Origin of the sequence: Thioalkalivibrio sp. ALD1 (genome assembly GCF_000381245.1) — a bacterium.
Classification (GTDB): Bacteria; Pseudomonadota; Gammaproteobacteria; order Ectothiorhodospirales; family Ectothiorhodospiraceae; genus Thioalkalivibrio.
Window position 1 is genome coordinate 126,607 of record NZ_KB906244.1, and the last position, 26,502, is coordinate 153,108.

Below are 26,502 nucleotides of genomic sequence, written 5' to 3' on the forward strand. Positions count from 1 at the left end.
CCTGGGTTCATACGCCAAGCGCAGCATAGCGGCGAGGGTCGCGCCTTGCAGGAAGGTTGCGCCCGGTTCGAGCCCGTACATCCATAGGGGCGTTCCAGGTGGAATGAACCCCGGCAGGAATCAGTCCCCTAACAGCACAATGAAGAATTAAATGGAGGCGAGTCATGTCGCAGGGCGGGAACAACATGCGATATCCGTTCATTCGGAGCGGTTCCGTGCTGGCCACACTGTCGGCCCTGTGCCTGGCCGTAGCCGTACCGGTGCAGGCCAACCCCGAGATGGCGGACAGCATTTCTCCGTATCTACGCCTGCATGTCGACGATCCGGTGAAGTGGCGCGCCTGGGATCCAGCCTTGCTGGACAAGGCGCGCGAGGAACAGCGCCCGCTGCTGATCTCCAGCGGGTACTACTCCTGCTACTACTGCCATGTCATGCAGGACGAGAGCTTCAAGGACGAAGGGATTGCCGAGCGTCTGAACGAGCATTTCATTCCGGTCAAGGTCGACCGCGAGGTGAATGGGGCGCTAGACACCTATCTGCTCGAGTTCCAGCGCGCGACGGCGGGTAGCGCGGGATGGCCGCTGAACGTCGTGGTGACCCCTGACGGTCATGCGCTTACCGGTGTGGTGTACGCCCCGCGTGACGATTTTGCGGAGTTTCTGGACGGCATCACCGAACGCCTGGAGGCGGATTACGATGCGTTGGTCGACCTTGCCCGCCGCGGCAGTGATGAGCTCTCCGAGCGACTGCGCAAGGGTGAAGAGCCCCTGTCCGACAGCCGGGCGGCGCGTCTGCCGCAGGTCCTGTGGACCGCCATGGAACGTGAAGCGGATGACCTCCAGGGTGGGTTTGGCAGCTCAACCAAGTTTCCGCATTCGCCCTGGTTGCGCGCATTGCTGGAGGCCGAATACATTGGCGAGGCGCCGGGCTGGGTCCCCGAGTTCCTCGATATCACGCTGGAAGAGATGGGTGGCTCGGGACTGCGCGATGTGCTGGGCGGCGGCTTCTTTCGGTATTCCGATACGCCCGACTGGGGCGAGCCGCATTTCGAGGTCATGCTGGAGGATCAGGCACAGCTGGCCTGGGTATACCTGAAGGCGGGTGAGCGCTTCGACCGCCAGGACTGGATCGAACTGGGTCTGGAAAACCTGGACTTCGTCAAACGCGACATGGCGCTGCGTGAGGATGATCTTGGGGACCAGGCGGAGCCCGGTCCGGACGGCTTTCGTGGCTTTGCCGCGAGTCTCTCGGCAGTGGACGATCAAGGCCGCGAAGGCGGAGCCTATCTGTGGCCGGAAGAAGATCTGGAGTCCGCGTTGGCGGACCACGAGAATCCCGAACTAGTGCGTGCCTACTTCGGGATGGAAGGTGCCACGGTGTTCGATCTGGGCTACCTCCCGCGGAGCGGTGAAACGGTCGCGCAACTGGCCGAACGCTTCGAACTCGACGAGGAGGCGGTACAGGAGAAGGTCGACAGTGGCCGCGAAGCCCTGATCGTGGCCCGAGAAGAGCGCGGTCTGCCGCGCGACGAAAAGGTCCTGACCGGGGCCCATGGACTTCTGCTGTCCGCGCTGGCGCTGGCGGCTGACCACGACGAGCGCTTCGAGAAGGCCGGAGAGGCCGTGCGCTCGTGGTTGCTGGAGGTGGCCGGGTCACCCGATGAACTGCCGACCCTGATGGGCTTGCCGAGCGAAGACGCGGGCGAGGCAACGCTGAACGATTACGCCTATGTTGCCCAAGGGTTGCGTGACTGGGATTCCGCGCGCGACAGTGGTGATCGCGGTGCCGCAATTGCCCTGCTGGAGACGGCCTGGGAGCGCTTCCTTGACGACGACGGTTTTCGGTCCGAGCCGGAACCCCCGTTGCCGGGGATGATCTCGCAACGCTTCCATCCGGCGGTGCATCGGCCGTCACCCACCACGCTCATCCTGCGGATGACCGAAGAGTGGCTGGAGGAGAGCGAGACGCTCAAGACTGCCTTCGAGGAGTATGACCTGCGCCCGGGGCGCGGAGTCGAGGGACAGCCGAAGCATCACGCGCGGCTCATCCTCTGGTTCCAGGAACGCGACTGATCGCCAGCGGCGGATCGACGGCACGTAAACACCGGATTCCGAACTAGGCCCAGCCTCAACGGCGCGGAAGGTGGCCGGGTGCGCGCCTACCGGGGCGTTAGCCCGGCAGGGCGATCGAAGGGAGGGGTTTAATCGCTCGCTTGGGCGCTGCGTTCTTTTTCGGCCTGGTGCAGGCGCTGCAGCATGGCCTTGAGCACCTTCGGGTTGGCGGCGACGACATCGCCGCGGCGCAGCACGTCCGGGTTACCGGCCCAGTCGCTGACCACGCCACCCGCCTCCTGCACCAGCAGCAGGCCTGCCGCGATGTCCCACGCCTGCAGGCCCATCTCCCAGAAACCATCGAAGCGCCCGCAGGCAACCCAGGCCAAATCCAGCGCGGCGGAGCCAGGACGGCGCACACCGGCGGTACCCGGCACCAGGTGACGCAGGCTGCTCAGGTAGCGCTCCAGATCCTGGCCTTCGCGGAAGGGGATGCCCGTGCCCAGCAGGGCGCCTTTGAGGTCCTTGCGGTCGGAGACGCGGATCCGGCGGCTGTTGAGAAACGCCCCGGCGCCCCGTGTCGCAGTGAACAGCTCTTCTTTCAGCGGGTCGTAGACCACCGCCTGTTCCAGCCGCCCCTTGTGCTTGAGTGCGATGGAGATGCCGTACTGCGGGATCTCGCGCAGGTAGTTGGTGGTGCCGTCCAGCGGGTCGATGATCCAGACGTATTCGGCGTCGGCCCCGTCTTGCTGGCCGCTTTCTTCCGCCATGATGGTGTGGTCGGGGTAGGCGCGGCGCAGGGTCTGCACAATGGCCTGCTCGGCGGAGAGGTCGACATCCGACACCCAGTCGTTGCGGGCCTTCTCGCGTGTGTTCATGCGATCCGGCCGTCCCCAGGCGCGGGTGGTGATGCGTCCGGCCTCGCGGGCCGCCGATACCGCCGTGTTCAGCATGGGGTGCATGGGGTGTCTCCTGGTGTTCTGCGGGGTGTCCCGCAGGCGCGTGGACGCGCCGCGGAAAGGCCGCGAACAATACACAAGCGGCTCTTTTTTGGGAAGTCGCGGGCACCGGTGTGTACAATCCGACGCCTTGAATGAAGGGGGTCCCGCAAATGGAGGAATGCCTTGGGCGGGTGCGGGTCGTGCTGGTCGGTACGACGCATCCGGGCAACATCGGCTCCGCCGCTCGCGCAATGAAGGCCATGGGGATTGCCGATCTGGTCCTGGTCGCGCCGGAGCGGTTTCCGCATGCCGACGCCACGGCGCTGGCTTCCGGGGCCGATGACCTGCTGGTGCGGGCACGGGTGGTGGACGACCTGGCGGCTGCGGTCTCGGACTGTGTGTGGGTCATCGGCACCAGCGCTCGGCTGCGCACCCACTCCGTACCCGTGCTGGGTCCGGATGTCGCGGCCGAACAGGTGCTGACGCATGCGTCCGAGCGGCCGGTGGCGCTGGTGTTCGGGCGCGAGCACAGCGGGCTGACCAATACCGAGCTGGATCACTGCAATGCCTTTGTCCAGATCCCGACCGTAGCGGATTTCAGCTCCCTGAATCTTGCTGGCAGCGTGCAGGTGATGACCTATGCGCTGCGCATGGCGGCCCTGGCCGGGGCGTCGGCTCCGGTGGCAGTTGAGCCCAGCGATGCGCGCGACCCGCTGGCAACTCAGGCGGATATGGAAGGCCTGTTCAGCCATTTCGAACAGGCGCTGACGACCATCGATGTGCTCGATCCCGAGAATCCACGTCATTTGATGAGGCGGTTGCGCCACCTCTATATGCGTGCGGGGTTGAGTGCCAGCGAGGTGCGCATGTTGCGCGGAATATTGACGCACACTGAGCGTGGCCGCTGAAGCGGGACGCGGACGTAAGTGATACCTTAGTAAATGACTCAGGAATGAGGCCGGACCATGTTTGACAGGATGCGCGAGGACATTCGCTGCGTGTTCGCACGCGACCCCGCCGCCCGCAACGCCTTCGAGGTGTTGACGGCGTATCCCGGTCTGCATGCGCTCTGGTATCACCGGCTGGCGCACTGGCTGTGGAATCATCGTATGCGCTGGCTGGGGCGGGTGATCGCCAACTTCAGCCGATGGGTGACCGGAATCGAGATCCACCCGGGCGCAAAGATCGGTCGGCGCTTCTTTATCGACCACGGCATGGGCGTGGTGATCGGTGAAACCGCCGAGGTCGGCGACGATTGCACGATCTACCACCAGGTGACCCTGGGCGGTACCAGCTGGGAGGGCGGCAAGCGCCACCCGACGCTGGGCAACGAGGTGGTGATCGGTGCGGGGGCCAAGCTGCTCGGTCCGATCCACGTTGGTGAGCGCGCGCGCGTCGGGTCGAATGCCGTGGTGCTGAAGGATGTCCCGGCGGATGCGACCGCGGTGGGAATCCCGGCGCGGGTCATCGGTCCGCGACCGGAGCCGGATCCGCGTTTTCAGCAGATGGCCGACCGCATGGGTTTCGATGCCTATGGTGTGGCCCGCGACATGCCCGACCCGGTGGCCAATGCGATTCACCGGATCGTGCATCGCGTGCACGAGCTGGACGAGCGCATGGACAAGGCCTGCCAGGCCCTGAAACGCGCGGGGATCGATCCCGGCGAGGTGGTGGGCGATGCGGACTCGAGGCCGATCGAGCCCTGCGATCTGGAGGGACTGGAGCCGGACGAATGCGAGGTTCCTGCGCGGCCGGAAAACCAACAAGAACGTAAACAGCAGGGGAATACTTGATCGTTTTGGTCGGGTATTTTAAGCTGCGCGGCAAATGAGCGAGAAGCACACACAGCCATGAAACTGACGACCAAAGGACGCTACGCCGTCACCGCCATGCTGGACGTGGCGATGCACACCGAGAACGGCCCGGTATCGCTGGCCGAGGTGGCACGGCGCCAGAAACTGTCGTTGTCCTATCTGGAGCAGCTTTTTTCCAGGCTGCGCCGGCAGGGGCTGGTGAACAGCAGTCGTGGCCCGGGCGGCGGTTATGCGCTGAGCCGGGAGCCCGAAGGCATCACGGTGGCGGATATCGTCGTCGCGGTGGACGAGCCGGTGGACGTAACGCGCTGTGGTGGCAAGGCCAACTGCAATTCGGAGTCGCGCTGTCTGACACACGACCTGTGGACGGATCTGAGCCAGCAGGTCTATGACTTTCTCAGCAACCGGACGCTGGCCGACGTGCTGGAGCGGCACCGAGCGCAAATGGCGCAGGACGGCGTGCAAGAAGTCGTCATGCATGGCGACGCCCTCAAGGGCGGTGCGACGAAACCGAGCAATGCAACCGCCTAGGCGGCTGCGAAAGGAGTGAACGAGTAATGAGTGACCTGAAACTGCCCATCTATCTGGACTACTCCGCGACCACGCCGGTCGACGAGCGTGTGGCCGAGAAGATGACGGGCTGCCTGACCAAGGACGGCCTGTTCGGCAACCCGGCTTCGCGCAGCCACAGCTTTGGCTGGAATGCGGAAAAGGCCGTGGAAACTGCCCGCGAGCAGGTTGCAGCGCTGGTTGGCGCTGACCCGAAGGAGATCATCTGGACCTCCGGTGCCACCGAGTCCGACAACCTGGCGATCAAGGGTGCCGCGCACTTCTACCAGCGCAAGGGCAAGCACATCATCACGGTCAAGACCGAGCACAAGGCCGTGCTGGATACCGCGCGCCAGCTGGAGCGCGAGGGCTTCGAGGTCACCTATCTGGGCGTGAAGGACAACGGCCTGGTGGACCTGCAGGAGCTCAAGGACGCGATCCGTGACGACACGATCGTCGTCTCCGTGATGCATGTGAACAACGAGATCGGCGTGATCCAGGACATCGAGGCGATCGGCAACTTGTGCCGCGAGCATGGGATCGTGTTCCACGTGGACGCGGCCCAGTCCGCCGGCAAGGTCGCGATTGACCTGTCCAAACTCCCGGTCGACCTGATGAGCTTCTCCGGGCACAAGGTCTACGGGCCGAAGGGCATCGGTGCGCTGTACGTGCGTCGCAAGCCGCGGGTGCGCATCGAGGCGCAGTTGCACGGCGGTGGCCATGAGCGCGGCATGCGCTCCGGCACGCTGGCGACCCACCAGATCGTCGGCATGGGCGAGGCCTTCCGCGTCGCCGGCGATGAGATGGGCGCCGAACTTGAGCGCATCCGCATGCTGCGCGACCGCCTGTGGGCGGGCCTCGACGGCATGGAAGAGGTCTACCTGAACGGCGATGCCGAGCACCGGGTCGCGCACAATCTGAATGTCTCTTTCAACTTCGTCGAGGGCGAGAGCCTGATCATGGCGCTGCGCGACATCGCCGTGTCCTCCGGCTCGGCCTGTACCTCGGCGAGCCTGGAGCCGTCCTACGTGCTGCGCGCACTGGGCCGCGACGACGAGCTGGCACACAGCTCGATCCGCTTCTCTATCGGTCGCTACACGACGGTGGAGGAGGTCGACCATACGGTCGAGATCGTGCGCGCCGCAGTCGCCAAGCTGCGCGAGCTCTCCCCGCTGTGGGAGATGTACCAGGATGGCATCGATCTGAGCACCGTCGAGTGGGCGGCCCACTAGGCCACCGACTCGGCACCACGAACGCAACGCGTAACACGCAACAGGAGAACGGTCATGGCTTACAGTGACAAGGTTCTGGACCACTACGAAAATCCGCGCAACGTCGGCAGTTTCGACAAGAACGACGACACGGTCGGCACCGGTATGGTCGGTGCCCCGGCCTGTGGCGACGTAATGAAGCTGCAGATCAAGGTCAACGACAACGGCGTGATCGAAGACGCCAAGTTCAAGACCTACGGCTGTGGCTCGGCCATCGCCTCCAGCTCGCTGCTCACCGAGTGGGTGCGCGGCAAGACCCTGGAAGAGGCGAGCCAGATCAAGAATACCCAGATCGCCGAAGAGCTGGCCCTGCCGCCGGTGAAGATCCACTGCTCCGTGTTGGCCGAGGACGCGATCAAGGCGGCCATCTCCAACTATCAGGAGCGGCACGATCAGGGCGAGCAGGCCGAGCAGAAGACCGCCTGAGGTGCCTATGGCGATTACACTCACCGAACCGGCGGCCGAGCGCATCCAGAGCTTTCTTGCCCAGCGTGGCAAGGGCGTAGGCGTGCGCCTCGGGGTCAGGACGACCGGCTGCTCGGGCATGGCCTACGTAGTGGAGTTTGCCGACGATGTCGAAGACACCGACACGGTGTTCGAGGATCGTGGCGTGAAGCTCGTGGTCAACCCGAAATCGCTGGTCTATCTGGACGGCACCGAGCTGGACTTTGGCAAGGAAGGCCTGAACGAGGGTTTCAGGTTCAACAACCCGAACGAGAAGGCCCGGTGCGGCTGCGGTGAAAGCTTCAGCATCTGACTGATGCACGCATCCGGGGTGGTGCATGGTGGTTGCCTGGCAACCACTGTCCCACCCCGTTTTGCGTTGGGTGTCCGCGCCTGAAGCCAGTTCGTTGCGAGGACAACAGGACGTCATGACCGACCCCTTCGAGCAGTTCGACTTGCCGGTCGCCTTCGAGATCGACCGCCAGCAGCTGGCCGAGCGCTTCAAGCGCCTGCAGGCCGAGTTGCACCCCGACCGCTTCGTCCTCCAGGGCGACCAGGCGCGGCGCATGGCCGCGGCCATGGCGGCCGATGTCAACGAGGCCTACGCGATCCTCGACGATGACTACCGTCGTGCGGTGGCGTTATTGGAACGCGCTGGTATCAAGTTCGATGCCGAACGCGATACCAGCCAGAACATCGAGTTCATCGAGGCCCAGATCGAGTGGCGTGAACGGCTGGAAGAGGCCGAAGCCGCCGGCGACCGCGAGGAACTGGACGCGGTGGGGATGGAGCTCGAGAAGGCCCGCGACGAAGCGCGTTCGAAGGTCGCCGAGGCCCTGGCCGATCCGGCATCGCCTGGGGCACAGGCCAAGGACCGCGTGTTCGAGCTGCGCTTTTTCGATCGCCTGCTGGCCGAGCTGAAACGAACCCGACAGAACCTGGCGCGCGGCTGAGCCGCCGCCGTGTGAAGGAGCCGAATTTCGATGGCGTTACTGCAGATCACCGAACCCGGAGCCGACTCCGCCCCGCACCGGCGGCACCTGGCGGCCGGGATCGACCTCGGCACCACACATTCGCTGGTTGCCACCGTGCGCAGTGGCGTGGCCGAAACCCTGCCGGACGAGCAGGGCCGGCATATCCTGCCTTCGGTCGTGCACTACGCGCCGGACGCGGTGAGCGTCGGGCACGCGGCGGCAGAGCACGCGGCGGATGATCCGCACAACACCATTGCCTCGGTCAAGCGCCTGATCGGCCGGGGCGCGGCGGATGTAGCCACGCTATCCGGTGAGCTGCCGTTTCGGCTGAAGACCGGGGACTCCAGCGTTCCGCGGATCGAGACGGCGGCCGGGGACAAGACGGCGGTGGAGGTCTCGGCCGACATCCTCCATACCCTGCGCGAACGCGCCGAAGCCACGCTCGGTGACGAGCTGGAAGGCGTGGTCATCACCGTGCCCGCGTACTTCGACGATCCCCAGCGCCAGGCGACGCGTGATGCGGCGCAACTGGCGGGCCTGAATGTTCTGCGCCTGATCAGCGAGCCGACCGCCGCCGCGGTGGCCTACGGCCTGGACCAGGGCGAAGAGAGCACCATTGCGGTCTATGACCTGGGTGGCGGGACCTTCGATATCTCCATTCTGCAGCTGCGTCGGGGCGTGTTCGAGGTGCTGGCCACCGGGGGCGATTCCGCCCTGGGCGGCGACGACGTGGACCGCGCGATCGCCGACTGGCTACTGAACCAGGCCGGAATGGCCGGCGAGAGCGATCCGCAGCGCCTGCGCCGCGTGCTGTTGGCCGCGCGCGAGGCCAAGGAGGCCCTGACCGACGCCGACAGCACCCGCGTCGAGGTCGTGCGCGCCGATGGCTCGATCCACACGGCGGAGGTTGACCGCGCGACGCTGATGGAACTGGCCCGGCCGCTACTGGATCGCACGATGGCGTCCTGTCGACAGGTGCTGGAGGATGCGGACCTGGCGCCGGATGCGATCGACGAGGTCGTACTGGTCGGTGGTTCCACACGCATGCCGGCGGTCCGTGAGGCGGTGGAGAAATTCTTTGGTCGCGCGCCGCACGCCGGAATCGATCCCGATCGCGTGGTGGCCATCGGGGCCGCCCAGCAGGCGGATATCCTGGCCGGCAACAAGCCCGATACCGAGCTCCTGCTGCTGGACGTGATCCCGCTGTCGCTGGGCCTGGAGACGATGGGGGGACTGGTCGAATTCATCATCCCCCGCAACACCACGATCCCGGCGACCCGCGCACAGGACTTCACCACTTTCAAGGACGGCCAGACCGCGATGTCGCTGCACGTGGTGCAGGGCGAGCGTGATGTGGTCGATGCCAACCGTTCGCTGGCACGTTTCACCCTGTCCGGTATACCGCCGATGGTGGCCGGGGCCGCGCGTATCCGCGTGACCTTCCAGGTCGATGCCGACGGCCTGCTGAACGTGACCGCGCGCGAGCAGACCCAGGGCGTGGAGGCGCATATCGAGGTCAAGCCGAGCTACGGCCTGACCGACAGCGAGATCGAGCAGATGCTGCGCGATTCCGCCTCCTCCGCGCGCGAGGACATGGAGGCGCGGCGTCTGCGCGAGGAGCAGGTCGAGGCCGACCGCGTGCTCGAGGCGCTGGATGCCGCGCTGGAGACGGACGGCGATCGCTACCTCGAGGCTGAGGAGCGCCAGACCATTGAGCAGGCGCGCGACGCGCTGCGTGCCGAACGCGAGCAGGGTGCCGATCCCGACGCCATCGAGGCGGCGCGCAAGCGCGTGGAACAGGCCTCCGAGGCCTTCGTCGCGCGGCGCATGAACGACAGCATCCGGCGCGCGCTCGCCGGACACAACGTTAGCGAATACGACGCAGGGAACTGACAACATGCCCCAGGTAATCTTTCTGCCCCACGAGGAATTCTGCCCGGAGGGGGCCTCCATTGAGGCCGATCCGGGCATCAGCATCTGCGATCTCGCCCTGAAAAACGGGATCGAGATCGAGCATGCCTGCGAGAAGTCCTGCGCGTGCACGACCTGCCACGTCTATGTGCGCGAGGGCTTCGACAGCCTTGAGGAGCCGACCGAGGACGAGGAAGACATGCTGGACAAGGCCTGGGGCCTGGAGCCGGATTCCCGGCTTTCCTGTCAGGCGGTCGTGGCCGACACCGATCTAGTGGTCGAGCTGCCGAAGTACACCATCAACCAGGTCTCCGAGAACCACTGAGGGCACGGCAATGAAGTGGACCGATACCCAGGAAATCGCGATTCAGCTGGCGGACGAGCACCCCGACGTGGACCCGCGCAATATCAACTTCATGGACCTGCGCCAGTGGGTCATGGAACTGCCGGAGTTCGACGACGATCCGAACCGCTCCGGCGAGCGCATCCTCGAGGCGATCCAGGCCGCCTGGATGGAAGAGGCCGACGTCGACGACTGAGCTACTCGCCCGTCGTCGCCGGATGAGTCTGCTCGGCCTCTTCCTGCTGGTGGCGCCATAGCCGCGCGTAGGCACCGTTCAGGGCCAGCAACTCGCGGTGCGTGCCGCGTTCGACCACGTGGCCGTGTTCCATGACCACGATCTGTTCGGCATCGATCACCGTCGACAGCCGATGCGCGATTACCAGCGTGGTACGCCGCGCCGAGACCTCGTTCAGCGCGCGCAGGATCGCCTTCTCCGAACCCGAATCCAGCGACGAGGTCGCCTCGTCGAAGACCAGGATCGGTGGATCCTTCAGCAGCATGCGGGCGATCGCGATCCGCTGTTTTTCCCCGCCCGAGACCTTCAGTCCCCGTTCCCCGACGATCGTATCCAGCCCGTCCGGCAACTGGACGATGAAGTCGTCCAGGTGCGCGAGGCGCACCGCGCGGCGAATCGCTTCCTCGTCCGCACTCGGCTGGCCGTAGGCGACGTTGTAGCGAATGGTGTCGTTGAACAGCACGGTGTCCTGCGGCACCACGCCGATGGCGCGGCGCAGACTGGCTTGCGTCACCTCGCGTATGTCCTGGCCGTCGATGGTGATGCGCCCGCCGTCGACGTCGTAGAAGCGGAACAGCAGGCGCGCCAGGGTGGATTTGCCGGCCCCGCTGGGGCCCACTACGGCCAGCTTGTGCCCGGCCGGGATCTCCAGCGAGACGTCCTCGAGGATGCGCCGGTTTGGGTGGTAGCCGAAATCCACATGCTCGAAGCGTACTGTGCCCGCCCGGACGTCGAGATCGGGGGCATCCGGGCGGTCCTCCACCTGAACCGGTTTTTCCAGCAGGCCGAACAGTCGCTCGATGTTGGCCAGCGACTGGCGAATCTCGCGATAGACGAAGCCGAGGAAGTTCAGCGGCATGAACAGCTGGATCATGTAGGCGTTGACCATCACCAGATCGCCCAGCGACATCTCGCCGGCCGCCACCTGGCGCGTGGCCAGCAGCATGATCACGGTGATCGCGGCGGCGATGATCAGGGCCTGGCCGGAGTTCAGCAGCACCAGCGACAGGACGTTCTTGGTGCGCGCCTGTTCCCAGGCCGCCAGCCCGCGGTCGTAGCGCTCGGCCTCGAAGGCCTCGTTGCCGAAGTACTTGACCGTCTCGTAGTTCAGCAGGCTGTCGATCGCGCGGGTGTTGGACTCGTTGTCGCGCAGGTTGGCCTCGCGCACGAAGCGCGTGCGCCACTCGGTGATCCAGATCGAGAACGCGATGTAGACCGCGACCGCCACCAGCACCGTAACCATGAACACCGGCCCCACGGCGATCAGCAGGATCACCGCGACCAGCGCGATCTCGATCAGGGTCGGCAGGATGTTGAATACGGTAAAACGCAGCAGGAAGCTCATGCCGCTGGTGCCGCGCTCGATGTCGCGCGCCAGACCACCCGTCTCGCGTGCGAGGTGAAAACCCAGCTCCAGTCGGTGCAGGTGCTGGAACACGCGCAGCGAGGCACGGCGCATCGCGCGTTCCGCGACGCGCACGAAGACCGCGTCGCGCAGCTCGCCGAACAGCGTGCTGCCAAAGCGCAACAGACCGTAGCCGATCACCAGGGCCACCGGTACGGCGACCAGCGCCTCGGTGCCGGCGTCCTCGAAGTGCTCGACGATGTATTTAAGCGCCAGCGGGATCGCGACCGTGGCCAGTTTGGCCAGGCCCATCAGCACGAGCGCCAGGATCAGCCGCCCGCGAAACTCCGCCAGATAGGGGAGCAGGCTCTTGAGGATGCGCCAGTTCACCGCCCCGGGAGGCGGGGCATCTGGATGCGTCGTGTGGCCGCGCATTCAGGCGGTTTCGACGCGGTTGCGGTTGGCGCGCTTGGCCGCGTACAGCGCCTCGTCCGCGCGCGCGATCAGGTTCTCGGCCGACTCCCCCGGCTGGTGGCCGCTAACACCGAAGCTCGCGGTCAGCGGTGGGTCGGTCCCGAAGTCATGTGCCTCGATTGCCTGGCGCAGGGCCTCGGCGAGATTCGCGGCCTGTTCGGCGGTGGTGTTCGGGCAGAGGATCAGGAACTCCTCGCCACCCCAGCGTGCGGCGGTATCGGAGCTGCGGATGCGGCTGCGCAGGAGTCGCCCGGTCTCGCGCAGGACATGGTCGCCCCGAGCGTGCCCCTGCTGGTCGTTGATCGTCTTGAAGTGATCCAGATCCATCAGGATCGCGGTCAGCGGGCTCGCCTCCCGGCGGGCCTGGAGGATTGCTTCCTCAAGGGCATGGTTGCCCTTGAGGCGGTTGTGCAGCCCCGTCAGGGGGTCGGTGGTGGCCAGGCGCTCCAAGTGCTCCTGAGCGGCCTCGAGATCCCGCGTGCGTTCGCTGACCATGCGATCCAGGACCTGGGCGCGGTCCTCCAGCTCCTTGATCGGGTAGGGCTCGTCGGTCCCGTGGACGGTGGCGGGAAACGAGCCATGCAGGTGTGCCAGGCGCCAGCCGTCGTCGGTGCGCCGAAAAACCAGGGTGCCCCTTAATTCGTTGAGTTTGACCTGTTGCCCGTGGATCCGGGTGTGCATGCCGAAGGTGATCATCGCGATCGCAACCTCCGGATGCGGAAAGGTCACGTGTTCGCGCTCGATCGTGTAGTCGAAGGACTCCGGCGCCTGCTCGATATCGCGCCGAATAATCGAAGCGGCCTCGTCGGGCGAGAACGCCGCCTCGCCCATGCCGGTACCGAAGCCGCAAAGCGTGTCGGTGTGAAGTGCGAGCAGCTGATCGAAGTCCCGGTGCCGCAACCAGGTATCCAGGTACTCGCGGACCGCGCTGCGGACTTCCTCTTCAACCGAATTAGGCATGCTTTCGGGCCATCACGTCTGGTGGTGGATGCGGGTCGGGCGGGGTGGTAACCAATGTACACGGTGGGGCCTGACCGGCACCAGCCGTGATACCGGGGACTGTCTGGGCGCGGCAGACTGTTTCGAGGCTTGCAGCCTTGCCGGGCATTCGGCAGGCTTCGATGTTTGCCAACCCTTGGAGCTTCTCTTGGAACCCACACGTCTCGCTGCCGGGCATGCGCAGGGAAGCGCCCCGGCCATTGCGCCGCTGGACATCCTGCGCGAGACCTTTGGCTATTCCGATTTTCGTGGCCAGCAACAGGCGGTCATCGAGCATGTGATCGCCGGTGGCGATGCCGTGGTGCTGATGCCCACTGGCGGCGGCAAGTCGCTGTGCTACCAGGTACCGGCACTGGCCCGCCCGGGCTGTGCGGTGGTGATCTCGCCGCTGATTGCGCTGATGCAGGATCAGGTGGCGGCCTTGCGCCAGAACGGGCTGGCCGCGGCCAGCCTGGATTCCGGCCAGGACGCCGAGACCGCGCGTGGTGTGCTGGCCGCACTCCATGCGGGCGAACTGGATCTCCTGTACCTGTCCCCGGAACGGCTGTTTGCTTCGGGCATGCTGGAGCGTCTGCAGGGGATCGAGCTGGCCCTGTTCGCGATCGACGAGGCGCACTGCGTTTCCCAGTGGGGCCACGACTTCCGCCCGGAATACGGCCAGCTCGCGGTGCTGGCCGAGCACTTCCCGGATGTCCCGCGCATGGCGCTGACCGCCACGGCCGACGGGCCGACCCGCCAGGAGATCCGCGAGCGGCTGCGGCTGGAACAGGCCCGCGCGTTCATCAGCTCCTTCGACCGTCCCAATATCCGCTATCGCGTCGCCCAGTCCGATGGCGGGCGTGGGGGTGCCCCGCGTGACCGCCTGCTGCGCTTTATCCGCGAGGAGCATGCGGGCGAGGCGGGCATCGTCTATTGCCTGTCGCGCAAGAAGGTCGACGCCCTGGCCGAGTGGCTGGCGGAGCAGGGGGTTCCCGCGCTGCCCTACCACGCGGGCCTCTCCGCGCGCACGCGCACGGAAAACCAGACCCGCTTCCTGCGCGAGGAGGGCGTGATCATGGTGGCCACGATCGCGTTCGGCATGGGGATCGACAAGCCCAACGTGCGGTTTGTCGCGCACATGAACCTGCCCAAGAGCCTGGAGGGTTACTACCAGGAGACCGGGCGCGCGGGGCGCGACGGGCTCCCGGCCAACGCCTGGATGGTCTACGGCCTGCAGGACGTGGTGACCCTGCGTCAGATGCTGGAGGGCTCGCAGGCTGGCCCGGAGCGCCAGCGCATCGAGCAGCAGAAACTGGATGCGATGCTGGGGTTCTGCGAGATCACCAGCTGTCGCCGTCAGGCCCTGCTGGCGTACTTCGACGAACACATGCCGGAACCCTGCGGGACCTGCGACAACTGCACGGATCCGCCCGCGACCTGGGATGCCAGTGTGCCGGTGCAGAAGCTTCTGTCCTGTATCTACCGCACCGGCGAGCGCTTCGGGGCCGGGCATGTGATCGACGTGCTGCGGGGTTCTTCGAGCGAGCGCCTGCAGCGGCTCGGGCACGACCGACTGAGTACCTACGGGATTGGCACCGAGCTGGACAAGATGCAGTGGCGCGGGGTGGTCCGCCAGTTGCTGGCCCGTGGGCTGCTCCGCCTCGACGACGAGGGCCACGGCGGCTTGCGCCTGGATCCCTCCTGCCGGGGCGTGCTGCGCGGGGAGGAATCCATCCATCTGCGCGAGGAGCAGGCCCGCCCGGCGCGCCAGGCTCGGCCCGCGCGCCGCGACACCGCGCGCAGCGTGTCCGCGATGGATGCGGAAGACCGGGGTCTGTGGGAACGCCTGCGGGCGCTGCGCACGGACCTGGCGCGCGAGCAGGGGGTGCCGCCGTATGTAATCTTCTCCGATGCCACGCTGCTGGAGATGGTGGCCAGCGCGCCGCGTACGCCCGAGGAGATGGCGGGGATTACCGGGGTGGGGCAACACAAGCTCGAGCGCTACGGCGATGCGTTCATCCGGGCCATCGAGGGGCATTTCGGGCTATAGTGGTGCAAACGCCGGGACAGGCCCAATAACAAGACGACAACAGCCGGGGAGACCGCGTGAGCCACACCCCTTTTCTGAAAAATTTCTACGAACTCCGGGATGGCCAGGTGGTGGTCACGCCCGAGCAGGGCAGCGAGTTCGCCAAGACGCTGGCGGGTGACTTCAACCCGATCCATGACGCCGACAACCGGCGTTTCTGCGTGCCCGGCGATCTGCTGTTTGCCCTGGTGCTGGATACCTTCGGCGCGAGCGCGAACATGCATTTTCGCTTCACCAGCATGGTGGGCGGGCATGTGCCGCTGATCTTCCCGGACAACCCCGGCGATGCCTTCGCCATTACGGCGGACGGCGGCAAGAGCGTGATCGAGGTCGAGCGCTCCGGGCGTGTGATCGATGATCCGGATGTGATCGAGTCGCTGATCCGCAGCTACGTCAGCTTCTCGGGGCAGAATTTCCCGCATGTGCTTGTGCCGCTGATGGAGGAGCACGGGGTGATGGTGAACCCCAAGCGCCCGCTGGTGATGTACGAGCGCATGGGCTTCAGCCTGCCGGAGCCGCTGGCCGCATCGGCCGGCGTCCCGGAGCCGCGACTCAAGGATGCGGTGATGACCGTGAACGGCAAGCGCGGCGAGATCCGCCTCGACTACGAGCTGGTGATCGACCAGGCCGTCGTGGCCGAAGGCAGCAAGCATCTGGTGCTGAGCGGCCTGCGCCCGTACGACGCCGCGGATGTCGAACAGCTGGTGGCCGACTACGAGAGCTGGAAGGCCGCCTACACTGGCGAGGCCCGCGCACGGCGGGTGGTCGGCTAGGTCCGCAAACTCCGCATCCTTCGGACTTGCCCCGAGGGCAGCCTGTTGAAAAAACTAGTCGGCGGTGTCGCGTGCGTGCTCAGCCAGGATATCGCGCGAGATGATCGCCAGCGTCTCTTCGTGTGTCGCACGCAGGAACACCCCCGGCGCACAGCCGGCCTTGTAGGCCTCCAGCCAGCGCCCGGCACAAAGGCACCAGCGGTCCCCGGCCTTCAGACCCGGGAATCCGAACGCCGGGTTGGGTGTGCTGAGGTCGTTTCCTTTGGTGCGCGAGAACTCCAGAAATTCCTCGGTTAGTTCGGCACATACGGTATGAATGCCCTGGTCGTCGTGGCCGGTGGCGCAGTCACCATCGCGATAGAAACCGGTGACGGGATCGGTGCCGCAGGGTTCCAGCGGGCGACCAAAGACATTGCGGGATTCGAAACGCTGCATCGTCAGCATCTCCTGGTGAATGAAATCCCTGGCAGGATAACGAACTCGCCAGCGTACCGATCGGTTCCTGCACAGGTGATGAGAGTTCATCCTGGATCCATGCCACCAGGCCTCGTGGAGTGGCGGCACACTGTGAAGGCATTGGCAGTTTTCGGGCTGCATCGGAACAACCGGGTCTTTCAACTGGACTCACGGGCAGGAACCCACACAAGGAGTAGGTGACATGATGTCGACGAAACGCTGGGTACTGGCCGTGGCGCTTGGTACGTTGTTTTCAGTGGGTACCGCTCAGGCGCAACCGGGTCCGGGTGGACCGCCGGGTGGTTCGCCCGGGGCCAGTGGCGATACGCCGGCCGCGGGCAATCCGCCGCCGGGCCATGGCGGGACGCCTCCGGGGCAGCAGCGCGGTGGCAGCAGCCCGGACCTGCCGGAGCCGCCGCGGACGTCCGGCCCGCCGAGCCCGCCCGAGCCGGGGGATGGTCCGTTGCCGGATCCGTCCGATCTGCCGGAGCCGCCGACACCGCCCACGCCCGATCTCTGATCGGTCTTCCGAACGGGCTATCGGCTTCCTGCCCGCGGCGCGCGCAGCGCGGCGGGCAGGGCCGGGTTCATCAGGAGCGCATAGGCCGCAGTGGCAGCCACCACGCCGATCAGCGGCGGCACGACGGGCGAGTAGTACGCGGCCGCCGAGCCGACGGCGTAGGCCAGCAGTCCCGGCCAGTGGAAGCTCGGGAGCCGGATGTCGGCCAGTTGTGGATATTGGCCGCGATGGCGTAGCCAGTAATCGGCCATGATTACGCCGCCCAGCGGCGGGATGAAGGTCCCCAGCAGGATCAGGAACGGCACCAGGTAGTCATACATCCCGGCCACCGCCAGCGCCGTGCCGATGGCGGCGCCGAGGACCGTGACCAGCCGCCGGCGCTGGGTGCGCAGCAGATTGCAGCCGGCCACGCCGAAGTTGTAGATGGTGTTGTCCTGGGTGCTCCAGATATTCAGGAGCAGCATCAGCAGCGTGAAGCTCACGAACCCCTGCGCCAGCATCACGTGGACAATGTCGGCCTCGTGATAGATCAGCGCGCCCAGCGCGCCGGTCAGTACCATTAGTCCATTCCCCAGAACGAAGGCCGCCAGGGTGGCGATCACCGCAATGCGGGGTGTGCGGGCGAAGCGGGTCCAGTTGGTCGCCAGCGTCGCGCCGCCGACAAAGGTGCCGATCACGATGGTCAGCGCGGCACCGAAACCCATCTCTGTGGCCGGATCCTGCCCCAGCAGACCGCCAGGCCCGCCCACCTCGCCCACGCCAATGAACAGCGTGAACAGGATAAACAGCAGCATCACCGGAACGGCGACGCGGGAGAGCCAGTCGAGGCCGCGGTAGCCGATCATCGCGGTGATGCAGAAGGCGAAGCCGAACAGCACCATCAGCCCGACCTCTATGGGTTCGGGGAGGGCGGTGGTCTCGACCAGGATGATCGCAACCGTTGCGGTACCCCAGGCGTACCAGCCGATCTGGGTGAACGCGAGGATCACGTCGGAGAGCTTGCTGCCCCACTCGCCGAAGCAGAAGCGCCCCATCAGCACCGTGTGCAGCCCGCTTCGGCAGCCGATGTAGGCGAGGGTGGCGGCATAGGCCCCGAGCAGGAGGTTGCCCAGTGCAATCACCAGCATCAGTTCGCCGAAGGTGAAGGCGGTGCCCAGGGAGCCCCCGGCCCAGAGGGTCGAGGTAAAGAACGTGAAGCCGAACAGGACGATAGTCATGGACCAGAAGCCCTTGCGGGCGTGTTCCGGGACTTCGCTCAGGGGGTGGTCGTTGTGGTTCACGCAGGTCCGTTGGCCGGGAGTCCCAGGGAGTGTACCGATGGTCGCGTTACTTCGCCTGCCCTCCCAACTCCCGCATTCTTTCCAGCCAGCGTTCACGGCTAGCGGCATTGCCCCCGGACTGCCCGATCAGAGTGTGGCGCACGGGACCGAAGCCGCAGAAGCGAAAGACGTTGCGCTCCAGGCTTTTCACGCTATGCGCGCGGTAGAACCAGCGGTAGACCGGCGCCGGCATGCCCATGGTGACGACGATGCGCACGGAGCGGCCCTTGAGTCGTGTATGGCGCAACTGATTCATATCGCCGTCGGCCACGAAGGATGGCCGAAAGACCTGTTCCAGAAAGCCCTTGACCAGTGCCGGCATATCGCCCATCCACAGTGGATAGATCAGCACCAGGTGGCTGGCGACCTCGATCAGTTCCTGAGCTTCGAGGATTGCGGGAGGCACGGTTGTGTCCAGGAACTCGGCCTGGCTGCGCAGTAGTGGGAAGTCGCGCTGGGCGATCGGGAACCGGTCCACCGCAAGCCCTGCGTGTTCTGCTCCTTCGTGGTAGGCATCGGCCAGCGCATGGTCGAAGTGGCCTTCGGTCGGGTCAGGGTGGCCCTGCAGGATCAGGATGCGCGCCATCACTCAGTCTCCGACTGTCCAGAAACAAACAGCTCCCCCGAGCGTAGCCCATCATCCGGGTAGCCCGACCGTCCATGATGCTTGGCACCCACACCCAGGTGGACATTGCATGCCGTTTGCCTACGATGTTTCCAGTACCAGGGTTGTGTAACGGAGATGGGTTGAAATGGCTTTTGATCCGGTGGTTCTGTTCTTTCTGCTGGGGGCAATTGCCGGGCTGGCCAAGTCGGACCTCAAGATCCCGATGGCCATCTACGAGGCGCTGTCGATCTATCTGCTGCTGGCGATCGGCCTGCACGGTGGCGTGAAGCTGGCGGAGAGCGAACTCGTACCGCTCATCCTGCCGGGCCTTGCGGTGCTGGCAGTGGGCTCCCTGATCCCGCTGCTGGCCTTTCCGGTGCTGCGCTGGCTGGGGCATATGCCGCGCGCGGATTCGGCCTCCATCGCCGCGCACTACGGCTCCGTCAGTGTGGTGACGTTCTCGGTGGCGGTCGCCTTTCTCGCGGCCCGCGGGATCGACTACGAGGGCCACATGGTGGTCTTCCTGGTGCTGCTGGAGATGCCGGCGCTGGTGATCGGGATCCTGCTCGCGCGCATGGGCACGAAGGGAACGGTGCAGTGGGGCAAGACCATGCACGAGGTGTTTTTCGGCAAGAGCATCTTCCTGCTCGCGGGCGGGCTGGTGATCGGCTTCGTGGCCGGCCCCGAACTGATGGATCCGCTGGAGCCGATGTTCTTCGACTTGTTCAAGGGAGTGCTGGCCCTGTTCCTGCTGGAGATGGGGCTGGTCGCCTCCAGCCGGATCGCGGAGGTACGCCAGTATGGGCTCTTTCTGGTGATATTCGCGGTCGTGATGCCGGTGGTCTCGGCGATCCTCGGCATCCTGCTAGGCTGGGGAATCGGCCTGAGCATGGGTGGCACAGTGCTGCTGGCCACCCTGTATGCGAGTGCGTCCTACATCGCGGCGCCCGCGGCGATGCGTATCGCGGTACCCAAGGCCAACCCCGCGCTGTCGATCGGTGCCTCGCTGGGGGTCACCTTCCCGTTCAATATCTTCCTGGGCGTCCCGCTGTATTTCTGGATGGTCCAGTGGCTTTACTCGCTGGGAGGCTAGGGCAATGCAATCGGAGGAGATGCTGCTGTTGACGGTGGTCGCCGAGGCCATCCTCGAGGACATCCTCATCGAGGAGGTGCGCCGCCAGGGCGCGGCGGGTTACACCGTGTCCGACACCCGGGGCTGGGGCAAACATGGCAAGCGCCGAGGCAACTGGCGCCAGGGCGGCAACATCAAGCTGGAGGTGGTCGGGTCCCCGGATCTGTGCGACCGCATCGCCAAACAGTTCAAGGAGCAGTACGAGGCGGACTACGGCCTGTTGATGTTCACGGCCCCGGTGACACTCAAGAACTGAGCCGGGTACGCGCAATCACCCGGTAGGGTCCGGGGGAGCCGCCTTGTCCGGACTCGATCAGCACGACCTCATCGGCATTCCATTGAATGGGATGCTGCGGTTGGTTGGATTCGGGCGGGAGCGCGAAGCGGCGCAGGGTCACATGCGGCCGGAACGGGTGATCCTCCGGCGTGGCGCCGCAGGTCCGGGTCAGGTCGCGTGCCCGGTTCGCGAGCGCGTCGAGCTCAGCCGGGACCCTGGAGGGGGCGATCCAGCTGACGCGCGCCCGCTCGAAATGGCCCAGTCGGTCCAGTGTGAGCGGGAAGACTTCCTGTTCCAGCGTGCCGATCTCCTGGGCGATGCAGTCGGCCTGGGTGGCGGGCATGGTACCGGCAAAGGCCAGGGTCAAATGCAGATGGGCCCTGGGTATGGGCCGGCCCGGGCCGCCCAGGCGTTTCGCCTCTTCATCCAGCATCCCGCGCGTGGTGTCGTCGGGCCACAGCGCGAGGAACACGCGGCGTACATCGTTCAAGGCGTCTCTCCTCGACCCGGTCAGCCGCCCGGTCAGACCCCTCAAGGGCGGGGCAGGTTCTCGCGCTGGCGGCGTTCCCACAGGGTTTTGCGGCTGATGCCCAGGGCGCGGGCGAGTTCGGTTTCGGTCATCTGGGCCTGGTTCTGCTGCACGAAGCGTCGGAAGTAGTCATTGAGGCTCGACCCCCCTGTATGCCCATCGCCATTGGCCGTGGTCGGGGCCAGTCCCAGGTGGTCCGGCTCGATCCGGCCGTCCGGGCTCAGCACCCAGCCGCGTTCCAGGGCATTCGCCAGTTCGCGCACGTTGCCCGGCCAGTCGTGGGACTCGAGCGTTCGTTGCGCGGCCGGGGTGAGTTCGGTGGGTGGTCCGCCATTCCCTGCCAGGTCGGCGAGGAAATGTCGGGCCAGCGCCGGGATATCCTCGCGGCGCTCGCGCAGCGGCGGGATGAACAGCTCCAGCACGCGCAGTCGGTAGTACAGATCGGCACGAAAGGCCTGCTCCCCGATCATCGCCTCCAGGTCGCGATGCGTGGCCGCCAGCAGGCGGACATCGACCTTGAGGTTTTCGTTCGCGCCGACCGGGCGGATCTCGCCGTCCTGTAATACGCGCAGCAGGCGTGCCTGCGCCGCCGGGGCCAGTTCGCCGATCTCGTCCAGGAACAGCGTGCCGCCGTGGGCGGCCTGGATCAGGCCGGTGCGTGCCTTGACGGCGCCGGTATAGGCGCCCTGGGCATGGCCGAACAACTCGGCCTCGACCAGCCCCTCGGGGATGGTTGCGCAGTTAACGGCAATGAACGGCCCGGCCGCGCGCGAGCTGAGCCGATGCAGAGCCCGCGCGGCGAGTTCTTTGCCGGTGCCCGATTCGCCGCGCAGCAGTACGGTGGACTGAGTGGTCGCGACACGGCGGATCTGGTCGCGCAGGAGTTGTATGGGCGCACTGTCTCCCACCAGGCCCAGACCATCGTCGACGGAATCGCGATCACCGGTCGCCGTTGTGCTGGCGCGCAACGCCGCGCGCAGAGTGAGCAGCAGGGCATCGTGGTCAAAGGGCTTGGCGATGTAGTCGGCCGCGCCTTCCTTCATGGCGGTGACCGCGGACGGGACCGAGGCGTAACTCGTCATGATGACCGTGGGGGTTTGACCGGTCTCCGCGAGTAGCTCGATGCCCTCGCCGTCGGGCAGGCGCAGGTCCACCAGCATCAGGTCCGGCAGTTCGTCGCTCAGGGCGGTGCGGGCGCTGGCGAGGTCTTCGGCCAGGCGCACCTGGAAGCCGTGGTGCTCCAGGAACCGACGTACGGCACGGCGGATCGGGGCTTCGTCGTCAACCAGAAGGATGCGCGTCATGCGTGGTCGCCATCGGGTTTGTGTCGCGGCAGGATCAGGATAAAACGCGCCCCGCCATCCGGACGGTTCGCGGCCATCAGGGTACCACCGTGGTCGCGCACAATGCTGTAGGCGACCGGCAGGCCGAGTCCGGTGCCGTGGCCGGCGGGCTTGGTGGTAAAGAACGGCTCGAACAGCCGCTCCAGGCTGGATTCATCGATCCCCGGCCCACGGTCGTCGATGATCAGGTGGATATTGCGCCCGCGCGCGCTGGCGCTGATCGACACCGTCGCATTCTCGGGTGAGGCCTGTTCGGCGTTGGTCAGCAGGTTGATGAACACCTGCAGCAGGGTCGCGTGCGAGCCGCGCAGATAGAGGGCTTCGAGGCCGCTCAGTTCGAAGCGCAGATCCTTGCGCCCGGCCAGGCGGGTGAGGCGGATCGCCTCGTGGACGATGGCATCCAGCGCGATGGTCTCGAAATGCCCGGCGGAGGGGCCTTCGTCGGCATGGGCGAACGTGACCAGCGACTGCACGATCGCATTGATGCGCCGTGTCTGCGCGAGGATGTCCTCGGCGGCGCCCCGGACCTCTTCCGGGTCCTCCTCCAGCGGGAGGTTTTGCGCCAGCGAGGCGATGCCCGTTAGCGGGTTGCCGATCTCGTGCGCGACCCCGGCGGCAAAGCGCCCGATCGAGGCCAGGCGGTCACCGTGGGCGATTTCGGATTCCAGCTGGGCGCGCTCGGTGATGTCCTCGATCAGGACGATGCGGCCCTCCAGCCGCCCCTGACCATCCTGGAGCGAGGATTTGTGGAGGTTCAGCCGCCGGTTGCCCTCGGGCAGGTCGACGTTGAGCTTGTACCACTGGCGATCCGGGCTTTCGATAAAGGCCGTTAGCAGCCCTGCCCAGGGGCTGTCGAGTTGCTGGATATTGCACCCGACGGCCCGATTCGTGGGGATCGTGGTCAGCCTGGCCAGCGCCTGGTTCCAGCCGGTGATCTCGCCCGTGGTGCCGAGGCTTGCAACGCCGAGCGGGAGTTCGTGAAGGATCTGGCGGTGGAAGCGGCGCAAGGCGTCCAGTTCGGCTGCCAGGCCCGACAGGGGCAGGGACCGGGTCTCGAGCTGTTCCTCCACCCGGCGCAGGCTCTCGCTGAGGGTGTGGCGCCCGGCCGCATCGAGACGCAGGTGCTGGTCCACGATCATGCGCGCGAGCACCGGGCCCAGTAGGCCCGACAGGTTGCGTTCGATCCGTTCGCGCAGCGAGCGCAGGTCGCCGCGCGAACGGGTGTGGCGTGGCAGACCGAGGTCGTCGAGGGCTCGCTGTACCTCGTGGCGCGCGGCGCTGGCGCCGAGCGTGGCGGCCAGTGCGGTCTCCATCTCGGCGACGTCGCCCGCCAGCGGCAACCCACCGCCGGTCCCGGCCGACTCGTTGGGACAGCAGGCGCGTCCGGCCTCGGTCTCCTCGCGGTTGGGGCGTGTCAGTAGCGAGCCGAGCACGAACAGCACGGCATTGATGCCGAGGCTGCACATCAGGGCAAAGCTCCACGGGTCCAGTGCCTCGGCCTGGAGCAGGGCTTGCGGGTCCGGGTAGCCAGTCACGATGCCAGCCTCGGCCATCAGCGGCAACACCAGCGTAAACGCCCAGCCGGCGATTCCCGCGCAAAGACCCAGCAGGAACCCGACGCGGTTGGCCTGCTTCCACAGCATCAGCCCAATCAGCCCCGGCAGCAGCTGGGCCACGGCGGCAAACGAAATCAGGCCCAGCTGGGCCAGGCCCTCGACCACCTGCAGCAGGCCGTAGAACGCGTAGCCCAGACCGATGATGAACACGATCCACAGCCGGCGTCCCCAAAGGAGTCGGGAGTAGAGGTTGGCGGCGGCGCTGTCCTCGTCGTGCAGGCGAGTGAGCGGCGAGAGGTAATTGGTCCCCATGTGGGCCAGGGCCAGCGTGGTCACGATCATCATCGCGCTGGCGGCAGAGAGTCCGCCAATGAACACCAGCAGGGCCAGCGAGGGCGAATCGAGCATGCCGGCGATGCCGATTGCGTAGTAGTTGGTGTCGATGCCGAGCCCGGCCGACTCACCGGCCCAGTAGAGCACCGGCATCGGCAGATTCAGCAGGAGCAGGAAGGCGGGAAAGGCCCAGGCAGCCCGGTTGAGCGCCGCCGGGTTGATGTTCTCGGTAAACAGCATGTGGAACTGACGCGGCAGCAGGAAGGCGGCGGCAAACGCCAGGATCATCATCGCGAACCAGCCGCCCTCGCGCACCGGCGCATACAGTGCATCCACGGCCTCCGGATTCTCGGTGAGCCAGGTGTCCAGGCCGGAGAATCCGCCGAACACCGCGTACAGCGCGACTGCGGTTATCCCGAGGATCGCCACCAGCTTCACGATGGACTCGAACGCGATGGCCAGCACCAGCCCCGTGTGTTTCTCGCGCGGCGCGATATGGCGGGCGCCAAACAGGATCGCGAACAACGCGATGGTGGCACTGAAGGTCAGGGCGAGCAGGTGCGGCGGCGTCTCGGCCGTTAGCACACCGGCGGATTCGGCGACCGCCTTGATCTGCAGCGCGATGTACGGAAGCACCCCGGCCAGCATGAACAGCGCGACGATCGGGCCGGTCCAGCGGCTGCGGTAGCGGAACGCGAACAGATCCGCCAGTGAGGTGAGCTGCTGCTCGCGGGTCAGGCGCAGGATCGGGCGCAGTAGCCACGGGGTGGCGGCGAAGGCCAGGGTCACGCCCAGGTAGATCGTCAGGTACAGGTAGCCGTGGTCCGCGAGGAAACCGAGGTTGCCGTAGAAGGTCCAGGACGTCGCATAGACACCCAGCGACAGGCTGAACACCCAGCCATTGGCCGCGATGCGCCCGACGCGCGGAACGCGATCGGCCAGGAAGGCGATCCCGAACAGCAGGGCCAGATAGGCCACGCCGACGGCGTAGATCAGGCCCAGGCTAAGGGTCACGGCGATCCCCGGCAAAGACAACGGCGACCAGCAGGATGAAAGCCGCCCAGCCCGCGAACGGCCACCACCAGGCCGGCGTCAGGTGCGCGACCCAGATCACCAGTGGGCTGAGGAAAAGCAGCGCACCAAGCAGGGCGACCAGGATCGCGCGTGAAGACTCCATGGTCAGCGTCCCGGATTGCGCCAATGCGGCCTGCGACGGGGCGCAGGCCGTGGCGCGAATGTGGCGGTGGACAGGCGCAGCATGGCCGCAGTCTACCTCGCGAGATTGTGGGCGGGCACGCCGGTGGCTAGTGGCAAGCGGGTCGCCAGGGGGCGCTCGGTCAGACGGTCCAGTGCCTCGGCCAGCTGGGTAGCGGGACGGTCGGGATGATCGTGATCGCTGGGTGTCAGTCCGATCCAGGTCAGAAGCGAGGCGAGCTGGGCGCGTGTGGTGTCCTCGCGCAGGCCGTCGGCGCCCGTCGTTTTGGACAGCTTCTGGCCACCTGCGGCGATCAGCACGGGGTGGTGCGCGTAGCGGGGCCAGGGTGTGGCCAACGATTGATACAGCTGCATCTGACGGGGGGTGGATCCCAGCAGATCGACTCCGCGAACCACGTCGGTCACCCCCAGCTCGAGATCGTCCACGACGGTGGCCAGCTGGTAGGCAAACAGGCCATCCGCGCGGCGGACGACGAAGTCACTGCCGAGGGCCTCGAGGTCGAAGGCGACCGGGCCCAGGAAACGGTCTTCCACATCCCAGTGTGACTGCACGGCGCGGGCGCGGAACGCTCGCGGCGGGTGTCCGGCCGGCGGGCCGTGGCGACAGGTCCCGGGGTAGATCGGGCCTTCCCAGCCCGGTTTCCCGTTTTGGGCGAGGTCGCGCCGGGTGCAGGCGCAGCCAAAGGCGAGGTCCCGCTCCAGCAGGTGCTCGAGCGCGGCCTGGTATGTCGGGGTGCGGTTGCCCTGGCGGGTGACCGGGCCGTCCCAGTCCAGGGCGAAGGCCTCGAGTGCCGAAAGGATCGCGGCCTCCGCGCCCATCTGGACACGAGGGGTGTCGATGTCGTCGATCCGCAGGTGCCAACGGCCATGGTGGCTGCGGGCATCCAGCCACGAGACGACGGCGGCGAACAGGGAACCGGCATGCAGCGGGCCGGAGGGGGTGGGGGCAAAGCGCCCCACGTAAAGGGCGCCTTGACTCGGGCTGGCGGTGGTCATGGCACGGCATCCTGCCGCCAGTGGCGT

The 26,502-nt window shown here is 66.3% G+C and carries 27 protein-coding genes; 16 read left to right on the forward strand and 11 right to left on the reverse strand.

The window, feature by feature from the left end; genetic code table 11:
* Positions 1-185: 185 nt before the first annotated feature.
* The gene (locus tag F623_RS0109345; RefSeq protein WP_369772000.1) at positions 186-2,072 is read left to right on the forward strand and encodes a thioredoxin domain-containing protein; all 1,887 of its coding nucleotides are present in this window, start codon (positions 186-188) and stop codon (positions 2,070-2,072) included.
* Positions 2,073-2,200: 128 nt separating this feature from the next.
* Here F623_RS0109345 and F623_RS0109350 read toward each other — a convergent pair whose 3' ends face one another.
* Positions 2,201-3,013: an inositol monophosphatase family protein gene (locus tag F623_RS0109350; protein ID WP_018868479.1), complete on the reverse strand. Its 813-nt coding sequence runs from the start codon at positions 3,011-3,013 to the stop codon at positions 2,201-2,203.
* 149 nt (positions 3,014-3,162) lie between these two features.
* On the opposite strand from F623_RS0109350, the gene F623_RS0109355 reads away from it, so the two are divergent.
* The 10 genes from F623_RS0109355 (at position 3,163) to iscX (ending at position 10,494) form a co-directional block, all read left to right on the forward strand.
* Entirely contained in the window at positions 3,163-3,900 is a 738-nt protein-coding gene (locus F623_RS0109355; RefSeq protein WP_018861784.1) for an RNA methyltransferase, read from the forward strand.
* A gap of 57 nt (positions 3,901-3,957) precedes the next feature.
* Positions 3,958-4,785, forward strand: a complete 828-nt coding sequence (gene cysE / locus F623_RS0109360) for a serine O-acetyltransferase (protein WP_196799770.1) — start codon at positions 3,958-3,960, stop codon at positions 4,783-4,785.
* 57 nt (positions 4,786-4,842) lie between these two features.
* Positions 4,843-5,337, forward strand: a complete 495-nt coding sequence (locus tag F623_RS0109365; RefSeq protein WP_018861786.1) for an Rrf2 family transcriptional regulator — start codon at positions 4,843-4,845, stop codon at positions 5,335-5,337.
* 26 nt (positions 5,338-5,363) lie between these two features.
* Complete coding sequence (locus tag F623_RS0109370; RefSeq protein ID WP_018861787.1) at positions 5,364-6,587, forward strand: IscS subfamily cysteine desulfurase; 1,224 nt, start codon at positions 5,364-5,366, stop codon at positions 6,585-6,587.
* Between the two features lie 54 nt (positions 6,588-6,641).
* Complete coding sequence (iscU, locus tag F623_RS0109375) at positions 6,642-7,052, forward strand: Fe-S cluster assembly scaffold IscU (protein ID WP_018861788.1); 411 nt, start codon at positions 6,642-6,644, stop codon at positions 7,050-7,052.
* A 7-nt stretch (positions 7,053-7,059) separates the two neighbouring features.
* Positions 7,060-7,383 (forward strand): iron-sulfur cluster assembly protein IscA, encoded by a 324-nt coding sequence (iscA, locus tag F623_RS0109380; protein WP_018861789.1) that lies wholly within the window; start codon positions 7,060-7,062, stop codon positions 7,381-7,383.
* 115 nt (positions 7,384-7,498) lie between these two features.
* Positions 7,499-8,023 (forward strand): Fe-S protein assembly co-chaperone HscB, encoded by a 525-nt coding sequence (hscB, locus tag F623_RS0109385; protein ID WP_018861790.1) that lies wholly within the window; start codon positions 7,499-7,501, stop codon positions 8,021-8,023.
* Positions 8,024-8,053: 30 nt separating this feature from the next.
* Positions 8,054-9,937, forward strand: a complete 1,884-nt coding sequence (hscA, locus tag F623_RS0109390) for a Fe-S protein assembly chaperone HscA (protein WP_018861791.1) — start codon at positions 8,054-8,056, stop codon at positions 9,935-9,937.
* Positions 9,938-9,941: 4 nt separating this feature from the next.
* The gene (gene fdx / locus F623_RS0109395; RefSeq protein WP_018861792.1) at positions 9,942-10,280 is read left to right on the forward strand and encodes an ISC system 2Fe-2S type ferredoxin; all 339 of its coding nucleotides are present in this window, start codon (positions 9,942-9,944) and stop codon (positions 10,278-10,280) included.
* A 10-nt stretch (positions 10,281-10,290) separates the two neighbouring features.
* Positions 10,291-10,494 carry a Fe-S cluster assembly protein IscX gene (iscX, locus tag F623_RS0109400; protein ID WP_018138879.1) on the forward strand — a complete coding sequence of 68 codons (204 nt, stop codon included), beginning with the start codon at positions 10,291-10,293 and terminating at the stop codon, positions 10,492-10,494.
* A 1-nt stretch (position 10,495) separates the two neighbouring features.
* Here the strand turns inward: iscX and F623_RS0109405 are convergent, their stop codons facing one another.
* Together F623_RS0109405 and F623_RS0109410 are read right to left on the reverse strand one after the other, a co-directional pair.
* Positions 10,496-12,313, reverse strand: coding sequence for an ABC transporter ATP-binding protein/permease (locus F623_RS0109405; protein WP_018861793.1), 1,818 nt, complete (start codon positions 12,311-12,313; stop codon positions 10,496-10,498).
* Positions 12,314-13,312, reverse strand: coding sequence for a diguanylate cyclase (locus tag F623_RS0109410; protein ID WP_018861794.1), 999 nt, complete (start codon positions 13,310-13,312; stop codon positions 12,314-12,316). It lies immediately after the preceding gene.
* A 187-nt stretch (positions 13,313-13,499) separates the two neighbouring features.
* Here F623_RS0109410 and recQ point away from each other — a divergent pair, with 187 nt between their 5' ends.
* Together recQ and F623_RS0109420 are read left to right on the forward strand one after the other, a co-directional pair.
* Positions 13,500-15,380 carry a DNA helicase RecQ gene (recQ, locus tag F623_RS0109415; protein WP_018861795.1) on the forward strand — a complete coding sequence of 627 codons (1,881 nt, stop codon included), beginning with the start codon at positions 13,500-13,502 and terminating at the stop codon, positions 15,378-15,380.
* A gap of 56 nt (positions 15,381-15,436) precedes the next feature.
* Positions 15,437-16,192, forward strand: a complete 756-nt coding sequence (locus F623_RS0109420; protein ID WP_018861796.1) for a DUF3581 family protein — start codon at positions 15,437-15,439, stop codon at positions 16,190-16,192.
* 54 nt (positions 16,193-16,246) lie between these two features.
* On the opposite strand, the gene F623_RS0109425 is transcribed toward F623_RS0109420, so the two are convergent.
* Complete coding sequence (locus F623_RS0109425; RefSeq protein WP_026278704.1) at positions 16,247-16,627, reverse strand: DUF2237 family protein; 381 nt, start codon at positions 16,625-16,627, stop codon at positions 16,247-16,249.
* Between the two features lie 223 nt (positions 16,628-16,850).
* Between F623_RS0109425 and F623_RS13240 the strand changes: the two genes are divergently transcribed.
* On the forward strand, positions 16,851-17,168 hold the full coding sequence (locus F623_RS13240) for a hypothetical protein (RefSeq protein ID WP_155984200.1): 318 nt from the start codon (positions 16,851-16,853) through the stop codon (positions 17,166-17,168).
* A gap of 17 nt (positions 17,169-17,185) precedes the next feature.
* Here F623_RS13240 and codB read toward each other — a convergent pair whose 3' ends face one another.
* Both codB and F623_RS0109435 read right to left on the reverse strand, forming a co-directional pair.
* The gene (gene codB / locus F623_RS0109430; protein ID WP_018861798.1) at positions 17,186-18,448 is read right to left on the reverse strand and encodes a cytosine permease; all 1,263 of its coding nucleotides are present in this window, start codon (positions 18,446-18,448) and stop codon (positions 17,186-17,188) included.
* A 46-nt stretch (positions 18,449-18,494) separates the two neighbouring features.
* Positions 18,495-19,073, reverse strand: coding sequence for an NAD(P)H-dependent oxidoreductase (locus F623_RS0109435; RefSeq protein ID WP_018861799.1), 579 nt, complete (start codon positions 19,071-19,073; stop codon positions 18,495-18,497).
* Positions 19,074-19,239: 166 nt separating this feature from the next.
* Here F623_RS0109435 and F623_RS0109440 point away from each other — a divergent pair, with 166 nt between their 5' ends.
* Complete coding sequence (locus F623_RS0109440; RefSeq protein ID WP_018861800.1) at positions 19,240-20,187, forward strand: sodium-dependent bicarbonate transport family permease; 948 nt, start codon at positions 19,240-19,242, stop codon at positions 20,185-20,187.
* Positions 20,188-20,191: 4 nt separating this feature from the next.
* A complete protein-coding gene (locus F623_RS0109445; protein ID WP_018861801.1) occupies positions 20,192-20,482 on the forward strand; it encodes a hypothetical protein in 291 nt (96 codons plus the stop codon).
* On the opposite strand, the gene thpR is transcribed toward F623_RS0109445, so the two are convergent.
* The 5 genes from thpR to gluQRS all read right to left on the reverse strand — a co-directional run bounded on the left by thpR (position 20,472) and on the right by gluQRS (position 26,475).
* Complete coding sequence (gene thpR / locus F623_RS0109450; RefSeq protein WP_018861802.1) at positions 20,472-20,993, reverse strand: RNA 2',3'-cyclic phosphodiesterase; 522 nt, start codon at positions 20,991-20,993, stop codon at positions 20,472-20,474. The genes F623_RS0109445 and thpR overlap by 11 nt on opposite strands.
* A 41-nt stretch (positions 20,994-21,034) precedes the next feature.
* Positions 21,035-22,336: a sigma-54 dependent transcriptional regulator gene (locus tag F623_RS0109455; protein ID WP_018861803.1), complete on the reverse strand. Its 1,302-nt coding sequence runs from the start codon at positions 22,334-22,336 to the stop codon at positions 21,035-21,037.
* Positions 22,333-25,278: a sensor histidine kinase gene (locus tag F623_RS0109460; protein WP_018861804.1), complete on the reverse strand. Its 2,946-nt coding sequence runs from the start codon at positions 25,276-25,278 to the stop codon at positions 22,333-22,335. Before F623_RS0109460 ends, F623_RS0109455 begins: the two co-directional genes overlap by 4 nt.
* Positions 25,268-25,441 (reverse strand): hypothetical protein, encoded by a 174-nt coding sequence (locus F623_RS13510; RefSeq protein WP_018861805.1) that lies wholly within the window; start codon positions 25,439-25,441, stop codon positions 25,268-25,270. The genes F623_RS0109460 and F623_RS13510 overlap by 11 nt, the downstream gene beginning before the upstream one ends.
* Before the next feature lie 92 nt (positions 25,442-25,533).
* Positions 25,534-26,475 (reverse strand): tRNA glutamyl-Q(34) synthetase GluQRS, encoded by a 942-nt coding sequence (gluQRS, locus tag F623_RS0109470; protein WP_018868478.1) that lies wholly within the window; start codon positions 26,473-26,475, stop codon positions 25,534-25,536.
* Positions 26,476-26,502 lie beyond the last annotated feature (27 nt).

Excerpts from the sequence above, each read along its gene's own strand:
- F623_RS0109370 (WP_018861787.1), top strand. The coding sequence starts at position 5,364 with ATGAGTGACCTGAAACTGCCCATCTATCTGGACTACTCCGCGACCACG.
- gluQRS (WP_018868478.1), bottom strand. The coding sequence starts at position 26,475 with ATGACCACCGCCAGCCCGAGTCAAGGCGCCCTTTACGTGGGGCGCTTT.
- hscA (WP_018861791.1), top strand. The coding sequence starts at position 8,054 with ATGGCGTTACTGCAGATCACCGAACCCGGAGCCGACTCCGCCCCGCAC.
- F623_RS0109455 (WP_018861803.1), bottom strand. The coding sequence starts at position 22,336 with ATGACGCGCATCCTTCTGGTTGACGACGAAGCCCCGATCCGCCGTGCC.
- F623_RS0109350 (WP_018868479.1), bottom strand. The coding sequence starts at position 3,013 with ATGCACCCCATGCTGAACACGGCGGTATCGGCGGCCCGCGAGGCCGGA.
- F623_RS0109440 (WP_018861800.1), top strand. The coding sequence starts at position 19,240 with ATGGCTTTTGATCCGGTGGTTCTGTTCTTTCTGCTGGGGGCAATTGCC.
- F623_RS0109345 (WP_369772000.1), top strand. The coding sequence starts at position 186 with ATGCGATATCCGTTCATTCGGAGCGGTTCCGTGCTGGCCACACTGTCG.
- hscB (WP_018861790.1), top strand. The coding sequence starts at position 7,499 with ATGACCGACCCCTTCGAGCAGTTCGACTTGCCGGTCGCCTTCGAGATC.
- F623_RS13510 (WP_018861805.1), bottom strand. The coding sequence starts at position 25,441 with ATGGAGTCTTCACGCGCGATCCTGGTCGCCCTGCTTGGTGCGCTGCTT.
- cysE (WP_196799770.1), top strand. The coding sequence starts at position 3,958 with ATGTTTGACAGGATGCGCGAGGACATTCGCTGCGTGTTCGCACGCGAC.
- F623_RS13240 (WP_155984200.1), top strand. The coding sequence starts at position 16,851 with ATGATGTCGACGAAACGCTGGGTACTGGCCGTGGCGCTTGGTACGTTG.
- iscX (WP_018138879.1), top strand. The coding sequence starts at position 10,291 with ATGAAGTGGACCGATACCCAGGAAATCGCGATTCAGCTGGCGGACGAG.
- F623_RS0109365 (WP_018861786.1), top strand. The coding sequence starts at position 4,843 with ATGAAACTGACGACCAAAGGACGCTACGCCGTCACCGCCATGCTGGAC.
- fdx (WP_018861792.1), top strand. The coding sequence starts at position 9,942 with ATGCCCCAGGTAATCTTTCTGCCCCACGAGGAATTCTGCCCGGAGGGG.
- iscA (WP_018861789.1), top strand. The coding sequence starts at position 7,060 with ATGGCGATTACACTCACCGAACCGGCGGCCGAGCGCATCCAGAGCTTT.
- F623_RS0109405 (WP_018861793.1), bottom strand. The coding sequence starts at position 12,313 with ATGCGCGGCCACACGACGCATCCAGATGCCCCGCCTCCCGGGGCGGTG.
- F623_RS0109410 (WP_018861794.1), bottom strand. The coding sequence starts at position 13,312 with ATGCCTAATTCGGTTGAAGAGGAAGTCCGCAGCGCGGTCCGCGAGTAC.
- F623_RS0109435 (WP_018861799.1), bottom strand. The coding sequence starts at position 19,073 with ATGGCGCGCATCCTGATCCTGCAGGGCCACCCTGACCCGACCGAAGGC.
- iscU (WP_018861788.1), top strand. The coding sequence starts at position 6,642 with ATGGCTTACAGTGACAAGGTTCTGGACCACTACGAAAATCCGCGCAAC.
- F623_RS0109355 (WP_018861784.1), top strand. The coding sequence starts at position 3,163 with ATGGAGGAATGCCTTGGGCGGGTGCGGGTCGTGCTGGTCGGTACGACG.
- F623_RS0109425 (WP_026278704.1), bottom strand. The coding sequence starts at position 16,627 with ATGCAGCGTTTCGAATCCCGCAATGTCTTTGGTCGCCCGCTGGAACCC.
- F623_RS0109445 (WP_018861801.1), top strand. The coding sequence starts at position 20,192 with ATGCAATCGGAGGAGATGCTGCTGTTGACGGTGGTCGCCGAGGCCATC.